Genomic DNA, 13,111 nt, shown 5'->3' with positions numbered 1-13,111 from the left:
AAAAATTGAGCCAGAGATGGGTGTGAGTCGGAAAAGTGAGTTTTTACAAGCTGTTGAGGTACAAAAAAACTTGCTGCACGTTTGTTTAGTTTTGCAGTTCAGGTCTCTATTCTATTTAACATGGTCGAAGGAGGCCGGGCGGAAAATCGATTTTGGTATCAGTGTCACTTTGATTACCACTGAGATAAAAATTCGTCAAGGTGATTTTGAAAATTTATTGGCTGCTGAATCCGTTTCGCATGTAGCGGAGCGTTGGATGCTCAAGCAGAGCGTCCTGCAAGAGAAACAATTTAACGCAGGAGGACATTCTATGTTCACCCATGAAGGTATGGATAATTCAAAGAGTTCATACAGCATCAAGTATAAGGGGCGTCAGCTCCCTAATAGCGGAATGCGCGAGTACACGTTCCATTTCGCTAAAAAGCTGATGGACGCACAAGGCTGGGAGTCCGGCCAGAAGCTGACCTACGGCTTCGACGATGAGACCGGCTGCTTCGGCTTCAAGGCGTTTGAGGACGGCAAGGACCTGCAAGGCTGGACCCTGCAGAATATCAACGTCGAGTCGGCCAACTGCCGCTTCACCCGCAAATGCCGTGAGGATCGCGGTTATCCCATAACGGAGGGAACATTTGGTGTTGAACTCACGGTCGCCCCGGAAAGGATGGAAGTGCTCGGTAGCGGATGGGTCATGGCAAAGCTGCCCGAGGACGTATTCCCCTGTCCGGCTGAAACGGCCCAGGCATCCGTGCCGTCAACCGAAGAACAGTCCGTACTCGGACAGTAACCATGAACCGGGGGCCGGTGCCCGGTGTGCCGGTCCTCATACTAAAAGGAGCATTCGATGCTTAATCTGGAAGGGTTTTACCCCGTTGCACACAAAAAAGTACCTGGAAATTACGGCCTGAAATACCGCTGCAAGCAGCTCGGAAACGGATCGTGCCAATATCGATTCCTGTTCTCCAGGCGAACCATGCGAGAGCAGGGCTGGGAATGCGGCGACTACATCTGGCTCGCTTACGACCAGGACCAGGAAGCTTTCGGCTTCTCGAAATGTGAGGCGGGAGCCCCGTTTGCCCGCAAGTTGAGGCGCAAGGATGCCACCCGAACAGGCTGCATGATCACCGTACAAGGCGAGCTGGGCCTGCCGGAACTCGAAGGCAGTGTCGAACTGGTGATCGCCACCGACGAATACTGGCCCTGCGAGGCGAGCCTTATCGCTCGATTCCCGGACCGGGTTTCCGAGTAAGGCCCTGCGTTAAGAAAATTAAATGTAGCCAACCGATCGTCGGAAGGCTCGCTAGACAACTAAAAAAAAGGAGTACTTATGTACAATGTCGGTAACTTTGTAATCGCTGATCTTCAGGTCGTTAATGAACCTTGGAATCCGTCGAACTTTGCAGTCGTGGCATTTGAGCCGCTTCTTGAAGAGGAAGTGTTGACTTACCACGGATACATGATCGCCAATCTTGGCGAGGGATTCCATCCGGAAATGGTTTTTTACCTGAAACCTGGAGAACCGCTTCTTTATGGCCACTGCCACGGTATGATGGAATCCGCTGATCCGAGTTTTGAAGGGCATCAAAAGTGGCTGCAAGATGATGCGGGGATTGACTATAACCTGCACTTTTCGGTTGGTCAGAAAGTCCTGCACAAGATTCTTGCAAAGTCCATTTATACGGACTGGTTGGTTCCACATCGGGAAGGGGTTTTGGGAGCTTTCAACCTCAACATGCTGCCCCTCATGGATTGGGAGGAAACGGAAGGTGTCGGCCACAAGCTCTTCCTGAATGACGACAGTTGGTTCGACTTCTCCGAGGCGCTTTGGGATGCAGGAATCCCGTTTTGGACTGAATGGCTGCCCAACGTTGCCAAGCGACTGGACGCGGCTATCGATGTGGACCTTGCCGAAGCCCGCCTCCAATAAAGCCGTGACGCGGTAAAACAGTACCTGCCGGTGTCGTTCCGTTACCCGGCATCAAACAACAACTCTCTGCCTTCGGGCAGGCAAAAAAACAAGGAATTTAGCATGTTCAATGTAACTGATTTTGACAATTTCGATGACATCCAGCACGTGATGCTGGTGGACGCCAACATCACCAAGGACCCGTCCGATTTCGACTACTTCGGCGGGGTCGGATACGTCCGCGTTCCCGGCGGGAACGGCGGCTTCTTCGCCGGAAGCATTTTGACGAGCATCGATGGCGGCGGGTTTGAAGGGACCTTCTTCTGCGTCAATGACGAGGCCCTCCTGTTGAGCACAGACGACTGCAAGACCATGACCTTGCGGCTCGCAGCCACTGGGACGGAATACGACATGGCCGGTGCGTACAGCAAGGCCTGGCTCGAGGAGTGGCGGTGCATTCACTGGAATACCCTGTACGACCTCCAGGTGACGTGGTCCACGTTCAACAAGACCGGCTACCTCCATTTTGACCTTGAGAAGCTCGATGCCCTGGAGAAGGACACGGCTCACCGCCTGCCCTACTTCGAATACCTGGATCAGCACTGGCCGAGGTTGCGGGGCCTGTTCGACAAGTACGGCATCCCTCACACCTATGCCTGGCTCCCAAGCTTTGAGAAGAAGCTGAAACGGAACCGTGGACTTTATGGAATGTAACGGCGGTTTGTCCGAGAATCGGCAACCCCATTGGGTGAGGTCGAAACCGAATGCGGCCTCGAAACTTCAAACACAAGGAAAAAACATGAAAGTTAAATTTGGAAATCAGAATTGTAAGGTCAGCCATCTCATGTTGGCCGACAAGGACATTGCCACCGCTCCATGCGGCAGCGGCAAGTTTACCGGAATGGCCTGCACCAAAACGCAGTCTATCAGAGGCACCCATTACCATGGCTACATCCTGGACGGTATCGACGAGGAAGGCTTCTTTGCCGATAGGCACTTCGACTACCCCCCCGGCGGCCCCCTCTATGTCGGGCACGCCTTGTTCCAGATGGACAGGGCGATCGTGACCACGGACACGTTGTTGTCTCTTCCTCATGAACCCTCCATCACCCCGAGCACGGACTGGACCGAACAACTCCAGGAACTGCACGCGGACCTCAGAGCCGCCTTTTTCGAGAAGTGGCTTATGGACGGCGAGCGCGGTTGGCAGTTCGACCTCGACAGCCGTTCCAAGATGAAGATGAGTTTGAAGACCAAACCCTCCTCCTACCTGTACATGGACTCGGGATGCGTCGAAGTGCTGTCCCTCCTGAACAAGGCCGCCGTCTTCAAGAATGAGCAGTGGATTCCCGTTCTGAACGACAAATTCCGCCGAATTCTGAACGAAGAACCGCCGCTTGAGTTCCGTGTTCTCTTCGATGGGCCGAATCCGGTCGCGAACGGATTTATGGCTGTCTCCAGCATGATGTGCGGGCATTAGCCGCATTCACGCCTGAACCTCAACCCCAGGCTGCCCCGGTGTCGTTTTCTGTTACCCGGCAACGCCTGACACTCGGGAACGTTGACCGCTTCCCATGTTCATCGAAGGAACTGACCAACCCTTCGGTGTACAGATGGAATCGAGCAATATAAATATCGTCATGGAAAATAAGGATATTTTCAACAGGAGCAAACCCGAAATGACCCAATGCAACCCCGAACACGGCTGCCGGAAGGCCCGGTAGCGAGCACCACGAAAGTCCAGCGAAGCGCCCCATGGTTGAACCGGAATACCTCAATCTCAAGAACGCCGCCTACTACTGCGGCTACTCGAACGCGAGGAGTTTCTCCAAGCTCATCAGCGACTACGACTTGCCCAAGTACGGCCCGCGCAGGAACATGTACAAGAAGTCCGTCCTCGATGAGTTCATGGAGTCGCCCACGGAGTTCGTGGCTGTGAAGCCGCGCAAGAGATCGGACTACTCCCCGGTGACGGTATGAGTGTCGGGCAGATGAAGAAGACGGGCGTCTGGTATTGTCAATACAGGGTTGCGGGCAGGAAAAGCCCCGTTAAGGAATATTTCGGCAAAGGTGAGGAGGGCAAGAAGGCCGCCAAGCTCCGCGATCTCGACGTCAAAAAGAGCAAGGTGGAGAAGAGGGCCGTCCATCGTGACGAGATGACCCTCACCGACCTTGCCAAGGAGTATGTGGCGCAGGAGAAGGCCAAGGGCCGTTCCCTCGACTACCTCCGTTTCATCGCCGCCAAGGTCAACAACGACTGGCACCCGATCCTCGACGGCAAGCCGATCTCCCAACTGAAGGCCAAGGACTTCCTCGCGGTCCACGCGCTGTACGCCGACAACTCCGTGGCGACCCAAAACCGCTATATGGACTACTTGAACATCATCTTCAACTTCGGTGTGAGGATGGAGTACATCGACAAGAATCCCATGAAAACGTGGTGGGCCGAGATGAAGCAGCCGGAACAACCGAGGAACCTGGATCACTTCAGGCTAGAGGACTTCCGCAAGCTCTACGAGGTCTCTCCGCCGCACCTGAAGTGGACCCTCGACATCATGTGGGAGCTGGGCGCGCGTCCCGGCCCGAGCGAGCTGTTCGGCCTGAAGTGGAAGGACATCGACTGGGCCCGCAACACGATCCGCGTGCGCGGCACCAAAACGAGGTCGAGCGACAGGATCATCCCCATCACGGACGAGTTCAAGGAGCGCCTGAAATCCAAGCGCGACGAGGCCCAGACGGACTACCTGATCGAGTACAAGGGAAAGCGCGTCAAGAGCGTGAAAACGGCCTTCAACAGCGCCAAGAAACGCGCTGGCCTGGATGCGTCCGTGTGCATGTACACCATCAGGCACCTGTTCGCGTCCGAAGCCCTCACCAACGGTGCCGACGCCAAGGCCATGGCGAACCTCCTGGGCCACACATCCCTCCGAATGATCATGGGCACCTACTACCACGAAATCGAAGGGGAGAAGCGCAACGCCATTCAGCGCAAGCCGCGCCTGATCACTTAGGTGCGTCCCGCGTTCTATATCTGTTCACCTTATCCTAGCTGTGTGACATCGTAGGCTTTTTCGGACAAAACCCTCCTGTTCTATCCACAACAGAAGAGAGGGTTTCAATGAAATTGTCCGATGCTGCTGACGTATTCCTTCGTCACTGCCGCCTTGAAAGAGGCCTTTCCAAGCTGACCATGACTGCCTACCAACTCGACTTGAGGCAATTCCGACAAAAACAGTCAAATGACCTTGTGGTCGCCGCCATCGATAAGAACCTCATCCGGGAATACCTGGGCTGGCTCGATGAGCAATACAAGCCCCGGAGCATAAAGCGGAAGCTCGCCACCCTGAAATCCTTTTTCACGTTCCTAGAGCAGGAGGAGTACATTGAGGCTTCACCGTTTAGGAAGCTTCGCCTCCGCCTTGAACGGGCCAAGAGCCTCCCCCGAACCCTGTCCGTTTCGTCCGTGACCAAGCTCCTCCAGTGTGCATATGCCTTTAGGTACGAGGCTCCGGTTGCCTCCAGGGCCTATCAGGAGGCCACAAGGGATATAGCCGTGCTGGAAACCCTGTTCTCGACAGGCGTCAGGGTCTCGGAGCTTTGCCAGTTGAGGGCGGCGGACGTTGATCTTAACCACCGCCACATTCTCGTAATGGGAAAGGGCAAACGAGAACGGGTCATCCCCCTATGCGACAAGGCGACCGTGCAGGCCTTGAAAAGCTACCAGAGGCTCTACACGGAGTTCCTAGAGCCCGAGTCGGCGTTCTTCCGCAACAGAGACAAGCATCCGTTGTCCGACCAATCCGTGCGCCAGCTCATCAAGAAATACCAGAAGCTGGCCAGCATACCGGAAGACGCCACCCCGCATATGTTCCGGCACACCATAGCTACGCTCTTGCTGGAGAACGGAGTGGACATCCGCAACATCCAGACGTTGCTCGGCCACAGTTCGTTGGCGGTGACGGAGATTTATACGCATGTGAGCCTGTCGGCACAGAGGGAGGCATTGGGGAAAAAGCATCCGAGGAGGGGATTGAAGCTGGAGGAGACCCATCGATAATTGGAAATTATCAATATGTCAGTAATACTTGGACTTGGTGGTTCTTCTCACGATTATTCAGCCGTTTTGTCCATTAACGGTAAAATTGTTGTTGGCATTGAAGACGAAAGAATTACTCGTCGCAAACATGGGCTTGGTTGGTGGTTTGAAATCCCTTGCAGACCTTCGGTAGAGTACTGTCTTAATGCGGCAGGCATGAGACTGGAGCAGATTGATTACATTGTCGCAGGTGATATCCTTCCTCACCGAACCATAAGCGCATATCCTGATATTGAAGTGGTCAATCATCACCTGCTTCATGCGGCTTCCATCTATCACTACTCGTGGCCGGATGAAATGGCTGTTCTGGTTATTGATGGAGGAGGAGCTTACACTCGCAGAGCTACCGAGGTAGGGATGCCCGACTCCCGCGAGACTATTTCGTTTTTTAATGCCAGCCCCGGAGGAATTACTCTTCTCGGCAGGACGCTGGGGGAGAGTCTACGTGAAACAGATGCCTTTTCTCGAAGTGTAAGCAATTCACTCGGATATTTGTACAACATGGTCAGCCACATCATCGGTTTTGGAAAGAGGCAGGAAGGGAAAACCATGGGGTTGGCCGGGTATGGGAAGCCCGTCTATTCCGATACAATAAAGCAACACATACGACTGACAAAGTCATTCGACAAGGTAATGGAAATCCAGCAGCCAGCAGATGAGCTGATTGGGGAATTGGTCGAGGCCCTTTCTAGAAGGAATGATGGCTTCACGGTCAGAGCAGATCTCGCAGCCAGTGTGCAAGTTGTATTTGAAGATGTTCTCATTCACTGCGCGGAGTTACTGATGGAGACTACTGGCAGCACACATCTGGGCCTCGCTGGAGGGTGTGCACTTAATGCAGTTGCCAACGGCATCCTCAAAGATAGGTTGGCTGCCCATGGTGCTTCCTTGCACTTGCTGCCTTTTGTGAATGACGCAGGTCAAGCCTATGGCGCTGTGTCGTGGAAAGCGTGGGAACTGAACGAAGGAGAGCTCCTTGCTCCCAAAAATTCCACCCCATCGACAACTATAGTCTGTCCAGGGAAACACTACACGAATCAGGATATTCTCGCCGCATTGAATGATGCTTATCCTCGCATTGAGTTTGCCCTCCAGTCGTCACCCAGCCATACTTTAGCGCAACTGCTGGCAAGGGGAGAAATAATAGGCTTTTATACTGACGGTTCTGAATTCGGTCCACGTGCTTTGGGCAACAGGAGTATTCTTGCAAATCCGACACTCCCCAGAATACGGGAGCGTCTTAACCGTGACATCAAAGGACGCGAGCCTTTCCGGCCCATAGCCCCCATTATCCTTGAGCATGAGTACGCTCGATATTTCGAGGGTTCTCCAGATAGCTACTACATGATCAACACGGCTCGTGTGAAAATGGATGCCTCACCGCCAATTCCAGCCGTCACACACGTCGATGGCTCGGCACGAGTCCAAGTCCTCTATGAATCATTTAATCCTCTATTATTCAAGACGATCGAACAGTTTGATTCGCTGACTGGGTGCCCGGTAATTTGTAATACTTCCTTCAATGGCCCAGGAGAGCCGATTGTGGAAACTCCAGAGCACGCCATTGATTGCTTTTTAAGACTTGGCTTGGACTATCTCTATCTTCAGGGCTATCTGGTATGGCTTCCAGAAACCGCCATCGAAAAAAGTTTGTAAATCTCCTGAAGCGAGGTGGCCCTATTAATGTTGAAAAGCAAGTTGTGCCAATTTTGGGTGGCATCATTCTGTGACAACAGAAAGCGATAGACCCGTCCCCACTCAAGAATCGTAATGGGGTGCATGTGGATATCGTGATCCCTGTCGCACAGGATTTCCACTATTTCCGAAGTCGTAAATAGGTTCTCGTTTCGATAAACGTAATTTGAAATTAATGTCGGGTTGATTGCATACCCTTCTGCGAGCACTCTCACTAGCCTGTCTCTGACATCTGGATGCTTGCAGGTCAGAATTGGCCTCAAGGTCTGGAGTCCTTCGGTTGGAGTCAAAGTTAGTGTCTGTCTGATTGCATGCAACATCCTGAGCAAAGGGGCCACTTCTTCGTTTTCACAGTATCGGGCGATGTAGGTGGCATACAAATCAATCGGCTCGTTAGGGTTCCGAAGAGGGTAGGTAAAGCCATATGTTCCAATTGGGTTAAAAAGTGTGTCATAGGCCTTTTCACGCAGAAAAAAATCTGGCCGTTCCTTGAGCGAATACTCATTCACTGTATATGACAAGGAGTGGTCAAAAAAATCATTTGCTGCCAACTGGTAGGCTACGTTCCCACTACAAAAATCCGCTTCGCGGGCATCTCTACTTTCATGAAGCATCGCCATTATTGTTTTTTTGTAGAGGGGGAAATCCTGGCGGGCAACCTGGATGAAAACAGGCTGAAGTAAAATTCGCTCTATTTTGTCCGCGCCATCCCGAATACACGTGAGCACGTCTTTTCGAAGAGATTTATCAGACGCTAATTCAGGGTTGAGCATTAGTTTGAGTATATGCTCAAAACGATCTTTTTCTTTCTGAGTTCTTGAAAAAAAGAGCGTGAAATCTCTTGCTGTTGCATTGAAAAGATACTTTGGGCCAAAGAGATTCATCGCCTCTTCAATTTCTGCTTCATTGGGCATGTTCGCAGCCCGCACTCCTTCACCTAAAGATTGCCAAATAGATTTGTAAAATTCATCTTGCACGTTGGTTGGCAGAATCTCTATTCGTACTCGGGCTACAAGAAGCAGGTTGAGAAAAATTTTTGCATGGCTGTTTCCACCTTGAAAACGAGCCCCCATCTGGGCCACCTGGGTGCTGGGATGCTCTGAGCAAGATTCGATGCTCTTTCGATAAGAGTCGACAAGGAAGTGAATGGCCGGGACCATCAGGGAAGATGTCGCTCCCCCGACGTTGATAATATCCCAGAGTTTGGAAGCGGCACCAAGCGTTGTCGCAGCCGCCTGAATGAGAGCTCGTTTTAAACGACCACTAGTTGTCGTGTAATACCACTCAAGAAATCTATCCGCGTAATCTTCGGGGTCAGATTGAGCTATTGTCAGAATACATTCCTTAAGCAATAAGCTGGTGGCATTTGTTGCCTCTTTTAGGCAATGCGTGAACCCCCGGCGGGTTCTCGGGTCGGTTAAAAACAACTTGATGACATTCGCTGCATGCTTGCTCTCATTGTGTTGCTCCATGAAATCAAGTAGTTGATCATGGTCGAATCGTATTACCCCCATTGGGTCTTCGAGGACTTGCATTAGGTGTCTCGCGATAAATAATTCCAATATCCTTTCATGGAAAAATGAATAGTACTCACTTGTTTCTGTTTCGGAGACTCTGATGATTCCTGTACGGACAGCTATGTCAAGTAAGCTCCCCATACTTGTCATCCGTGGGAGATCCCCAAAACTACATCCATCCCTAGCCAGCCGTGGATCAAGCCATTTGACGGCCAATCGTTCAAGAAACGGGAGCACATCATAATCGTTATGGCTTTCGAGGCGCGATTTTACAAAGTCTTCAAAAATATCATGTAACCGCAGGCTGATGGGGAGCTTGGAGTTTTCATACGCCTTACAGATAAGTTGCAAAAGGATTGGTTCGCTCAGCAAAGCACGGGTCTTGGGAGACAAACCATCGAATTCCCCCTTAACGTTGAAGTGGTGAGTGTAGGTCGTGAATGCCTGTTTGGTTTCTCTGTTGTCAAAGGCTGTTACCAGAGTTTGTGTCACATGTGAGATGTCGGCTTTAACCCTGGCACTTCGACTGCTGATTCGGTGCCATACTTCCGTTCTGCAGCTTAAAACAAAACGGATGCGCGTCACTCCTTCCCGCAGTAGAGAACGGTGAAATCTTGCAATATCCCTGTATAGCAATTTTATTTCGTCAATTGATGCCCGACTTTGATCAAGTCCATCAACAACCACTATGAGCTGCGCTTGCCTGTTGACGAGATCAGATTGAATCAATGTCAAAGATGGGATGGTTATGTGATCAAGGCCAAGGATATCAGCTAGTATATCCTCTAAGGAGCGGTTCGGCTTCAACTCTTCACCTAAGGTGAGGGCAACAGTGTTGTTAAAACCATTTGACAGCTTGAGTGTCTCGACTAACTCTGGCATTAAAGAGCTTTTTCCATAACCTGACGGCCCAACCAGCATCGCCATATTATCGGTCGCAATAAGGGTATCACATACCCTTTGAACTAATTCGGGTCGTTTGACATATAGAGGCCCATCCAGAGTAAGATAATCCTGGCTCTCCAAGACTTCATACGTCCTGTCCCAAATTTCGGGACCATATAGACTAAACGGCCTGTACAATCTGGTCTTCCCTTCAAATAGATCGGGGTCCAAATTGCGTACAAGGCGCTTCATAAAATTGTCGAAGCCCATGTCATGGCCCCCAGCCCCTTGTACCAAACGGTTCTCAATGGCTCTGGATAATGGAGCTTCTGGGTGAATTGCACTGGGATTGATCCAGTATATGTCCAAGTTTCTAGAGATTGGATCGCAATTAATGTGTTTGTGAAAGAATTCAGCTAATCGTTGTTCAAAACCAGAATACCCGCAAAACAACATTCGGTTCCCCTGAATCAGGTACTTTGCAATGTCTGATATGTGATCAGGGTAGGCCCCCTCATTCAATTCCGATTCAGTCAAGTAGTGGATGCCCGCGTCTACGTCCCCATGGATTTTAAAGGTTAACACCTTTTTCCTAGAAATCTCATGTAACTCCGACAGGTCACTTTTTGAATGCGCGTATATAACGTGCAAACGGTCATGCACACCGACGACTTTCGCTGCATACTCCAGATATTGGTCGAAGTTGGTAGTAATAATATTTTTGATTGCCCCTGCCGAGCATAAGAGAGCCGTACAAATATAACCATCCGTAGGAATGGCGCTATGCGGAAATGCCTCTTTCAGTAGGATGCTTCTGGTCCGCGCGTTCTTCACCTGGCTGAATAGGAGTTGAAAGAATGCTTCAATGTTATCAGACTCTTTAAGTGAGTTAATTGAGTCCGCACCATCCTCCACGCTGAAAGCATAGCTGTTCAGAATTCTTTCCTTGAGTTGTTGGAATGAATCAGCACCTGAAGTCAGCGACGCTCCCGCCCCCATAAACAGGCAAAGGTTTGCCTGTCCGTCTACCGGCAATTCTTCTGTGATAATATTGGCTACAATTTGGGCAATATCTATATGGTACATAATTTCCAATTATCGATGGGTTAAGCGTGGAGGTAGAGTCTATAAAATAAGGCAGTCTATAGCACTCGCGCTGTGGGTAGAGCAAGGTGAGAGTCGTCGATAACTGATAATTATATGGGCTTAATCCGCCGCCCAAAGGCGTTCAATTCCGCTGTGACATTCTTGAAACTGTCACGAATTGATTCATGTTTGCTCACCTTTTTGGCAATCATGGCGCCTGTGGCTTACCATTCTCAAGATATTCTATTGGGGGTTACACAGGCCCTCCCAGTATTTCCTATTGCCATGTGTGGCTTTGTCGTCAACGACATCAATGACATCGAAAAAGACGTCATCAATCATCCCGAACGCCCTTTGCCACGAAGGGAAATTCGCGTCACGTCTGCCGTCATCTTCTATTTTGCTCTTCTGGCAATTTCTCTCGTTCTCATCCGGCTGTATATCTCAGGAGCATCAGTCTTTTACTATGTGGCCTTTTGTCTGGGTATGACAAACTACAATCTAGTCGTTAACCATTTCCCGAGATTGAAGAATTTTTATGTTGTCGTTGTTACCATGCTCCCAATCCTCATCGCTATAAACTCAAGTGGCCTAGGATATGGTTATTACCTTGTAGCCCTTTCTCTGGCTTTGTTCATGATGGGAAGAGAACTGTTGATGGATGTGCATGATGCCGAGGGCGATTGTGACAATCTGGCAATTGCTTTTGGGACAAAACGCATCAGGGGCATTGGATTTGGACTTCAGATCATTTCTTTTGTCGTCCTAGTGCCACTCGCTATTTCAAGTGCCATGAAAACAGGGATCTTGATGGCTTTGATAGCTATGAGCACGTTTTTCATGCTGCTCTGGCAGAAACCTAAATGGCAACATCCGAGTATTATGCTCATGAAAATCCAAATGCTGTTCGGCTTGGCTTTTTTAGCCTAACCCATCCTTGATGAGAGAAATAATAAGAGCGACGATAGTGATACCAATCGGAATGTCACTCAATGAAAGTTGCAATCGGTATTTCAACTCATCCCTCGACATCTTTTCTCGTTCAGCGACATAGCTCAATTGTTCGAATTGACTTAATTCACGGCCCTCAAGACTTTTCGTGAGTTCCTCTAGCCTTACGTTAATCGAACGCGAATAAAGAGTACGAAGTACGCTTCGGGGATAAAAGTTGAATATTATCAGCACCGGTATGGCGATAATCCCAGGAAGTAGTAGGAAATGTTTGGCGGAAGCCCCAAGAATAGTATTGAATTCGAATGGAGCTCCATAAAAGCTCTTCACATGAACGTAGACAAAAACAACTGTCAAAGTTGATAGAATGTTTACATAGGAAGAGATGAGCCCGAGATTGCCGTCTGTAAATACATCTTCTTTTGTGTGCAACTTTTCGACATCGTTGAGCATCTTGGAAAAATAAAAGAGTTTTCTCCCGACATAAACGCCCATTCCATATTGAGCACATCCAATGCCAATCATCGCGTATTGCGCAAATCCCTCAAACGGGAATTGGCATGTATAAAAAATCAGAAATGCCACAAGTATGAACTGTGCTGAAAAGGATATAGACCTTTGGACACTTAGAAACCTTCGCTTGCTCTCTTGATAACCTGAGTCTCGCCGTAAATCTTTGTCAAAAAAAGATTTCTCAATCAATTCAACCACGTGCCCTTGTGTGAAGTAGACAAAAGACACAGCTCCCAGAATCAGACCTGCTGATATGACACAGTTGAATGAGACGAAATACGCTTCTACAAATCGAGAAAACACCTTTGCTGACTCGGTAAACCAGATGATGGTACTCGCGACACCCCCGTACGCCAACGGTACTAGAAAACTCCACAGAACGTGGTGCATCAGGGAAAATAAGTAATTTTGTCGCTCGTACAAAGCCATATAATTATCAGTTATCGATGGATTGTGTGGTGGTCA

12 protein-coding genes are annotated in these 13,111 nt (G+C 49.9%); 10 read left to right on the top strand and 2 right to left on the bottom strand.

The genetic code is table 11. The features are described 5' to 3' along the window. The first annotated feature begins 22 nt into the window (after positions 1-22). The 9 genes from ACR42D_RS14925 to ACR42D_RS14885 all read left to right on the top strand — a co-directional run bounded on the left by ACR42D_RS14925 (position 23) and on the right by ACR42D_RS14885 (position 7,655). Positions 23-784, top strand: a complete 762-nt coding sequence (locus ACR42D_RS14925; protein WP_484567589.1) for a hypothetical protein — start codon at positions 23-25, stop codon at positions 782-784. A 57-nt stretch (positions 785-841) separates the two neighbouring features. Beyond that, positions 842-1,246 carry a hypothetical protein gene (locus tag ACR42D_RS14920; protein ID WP_484567588.1) on the top strand — a complete coding sequence of 135 codons (405 nt, stop codon included), beginning with the start codon at positions 842-844 and terminating at the stop codon, positions 1,244-1,246. A gap of 78 nt (positions 1,247-1,324) precedes the next feature. Continuing rightward, the gene (locus tag ACR42D_RS14915; RefSeq protein ID WP_484567587.1) at positions 1,325-1,924 is read left to right on the top strand and encodes a hypothetical protein; all 600 of its coding nucleotides are present in this window, start codon (positions 1,325-1,327) and stop codon (positions 1,922-1,924) included. A gap of 102 nt (positions 1,925-2,026) precedes the next feature. Next, positions 2,027-2,617, top strand: a complete 591-nt coding sequence (locus tag ACR42D_RS14910) for a hypothetical protein (RefSeq protein WP_484567586.1) — start codon at positions 2,027-2,029, stop codon at positions 2,615-2,617. 85 nt (positions 2,618-2,702) lie between these two features. Then, positions 2,703-3,383 carry a hypothetical protein gene (locus ACR42D_RS14905; protein ID WP_484567585.1) on the top strand — a complete coding sequence of 227 codons (681 nt, stop codon included), beginning with the start codon at positions 2,703-2,705 and terminating at the stop codon, positions 3,381-3,383. A 275-nt stretch (positions 3,384-3,658) separates the two neighbouring features. Next, the gene (locus ACR42D_RS14900) at positions 3,659-3,883 is read left to right on the top strand and encodes a DNA-binding protein (protein WP_484567584.1); all 225 of its coding nucleotides are present in this window, start codon (positions 3,659-3,661) and stop codon (positions 3,881-3,883) included. After that, positions 3,880-4,914: a tyrosine-type recombinase/integrase gene (locus ACR42D_RS14895; RefSeq protein ID WP_484567583.1), complete on the top strand. Its 1,035-nt coding sequence runs from the start codon at positions 3,880-3,882 to the stop codon at positions 4,912-4,914. The genes ACR42D_RS14900 and ACR42D_RS14895 overlap by 4 nt, the downstream gene beginning before the upstream one ends. Positions 4,915-5,021: 107 nt before the next feature. Next, the gene (locus tag ACR42D_RS14890; RefSeq protein WP_484567582.1) at positions 5,022-5,960 is read left to right on the top strand and encodes a tyrosine-type recombinase/integrase; all 939 of its coding nucleotides are present in this window, start codon (positions 5,022-5,024) and stop codon (positions 5,958-5,960) included. Continuing rightward, positions 5,961-7,655, top strand: coding sequence for a carbamoyltransferase C-terminal domain-containing protein (locus ACR42D_RS14885; RefSeq protein ID WP_484567581.1), 1,695 nt, complete (start codon positions 5,961-5,963; stop codon positions 7,653-7,655). Here the strand turns inward: ACR42D_RS14885 and ACR42D_RS14880 are convergent. Continuing rightward, positions 7,610-11,182: an SIR2 family protein gene (locus ACR42D_RS14880; protein WP_484567580.1), complete on the bottom strand. Its 3,573-nt coding sequence runs from the start codon at positions 11,180-11,182 to the stop codon at positions 7,610-7,612. The two genes, ACR42D_RS14885 and ACR42D_RS14880, sit on opposite strands and share 46 nt — an antisense overlap. A 162-nt stretch (positions 11,183-11,344) precedes the next feature. On the opposite strand from ACR42D_RS14880, the gene ACR42D_RS14875 reads away from it, so the two are divergent. Further along, positions 11,345-12,112 (top strand): UbiA family prenyltransferase, encoded by a 768-nt coding sequence (locus tag ACR42D_RS14875; RefSeq protein ID WP_484567579.1) that lies wholly within the window; start codon positions 11,345-11,347, stop codon positions 12,110-12,112. Here ACR42D_RS14875 and ACR42D_RS14870 read toward each other — a convergent pair. Next, a complete protein-coding gene (locus ACR42D_RS14870) occupies positions 12,104-13,075 on the bottom strand; it encodes a hypothetical protein (protein WP_484567578.1) in 972 nt (323 codons plus the stop codon). The genes ACR42D_RS14875 and ACR42D_RS14870 overlap by 9 nt on opposite strands. Between the last annotated feature and the right edge of the window lie 36 nt (positions 13,076-13,111).

It is taken from the genome of Pseudodesulfovibrio sp. lm2024 (assembly GCF_051175575.1).
Taxonomy (GTDB): Bacteria; Desulfobacterota; Desulfovibrionia; order Desulfovibrionales; family Desulfovibrionaceae; genus Pseudodesulfovibrio; species Pseudodesulfovibrio caledoniensis.
Note: the sequence above shows the minus strand (reverse complement) of the source record. Positions and strands in the feature narration are given on the sequence as shown.

Coding starts and splice junctions, on each gene's coding strand:
- ACR42D_RS14920 (WP_484567588.1), top strand. CDS start 842: ATGCTTAATCTGGAAGGGTTTTACCCCGTTGCACACAAAAAAGTACCT.
- ACR42D_RS14915 (WP_484567587.1), top strand. CDS start 1,325: ATGTACAATGTCGGTAACTTTGTAATCGCTGATCTTCAGGTCGTTAAT.
- ACR42D_RS14910 (WP_484567586.1), top strand. CDS start 2,027: ATGTTCAATGTAACTGATTTTGACAATTTCGATGACATCCAGCACGTG.
- ACR42D_RS14905 (WP_484567585.1), top strand. CDS start 2,703: ATGAAAGTTAAATTTGGAAATCAGAATTGTAAGGTCAGCCATCTCATG.
- ACR42D_RS14900 (WP_484567584.1), top strand. CDS start 3,659: ATGGTTGAACCGGAATACCTCAATCTCAAGAACGCCGCCTACTACTGC.
- ACR42D_RS14895 (WP_484567583.1), top strand. CDS start 3,880: ATGAGTGTCGGGCAGATGAAGAAGACGGGCGTCTGGTATTGTCAATAC.
- ACR42D_RS14890 (WP_484567582.1), top strand. CDS start 5,022: ATGAAATTGTCCGATGCTGCTGACGTATTCCTTCGTCACTGCCGCCTT.
- ACR42D_RS14880 (WP_484567580.1), bottom strand. CDS start 11,182: ATGTACCATATAGATATTGCCCAAATTGTAGCCAATATTATCACAGAA.
- ACR42D_RS14870 (WP_484567578.1), bottom strand. CDS start 13,075: ATGGCTTTGTACGAGCGACAAAATTACTTATTTTCCCTGATGCACCAC.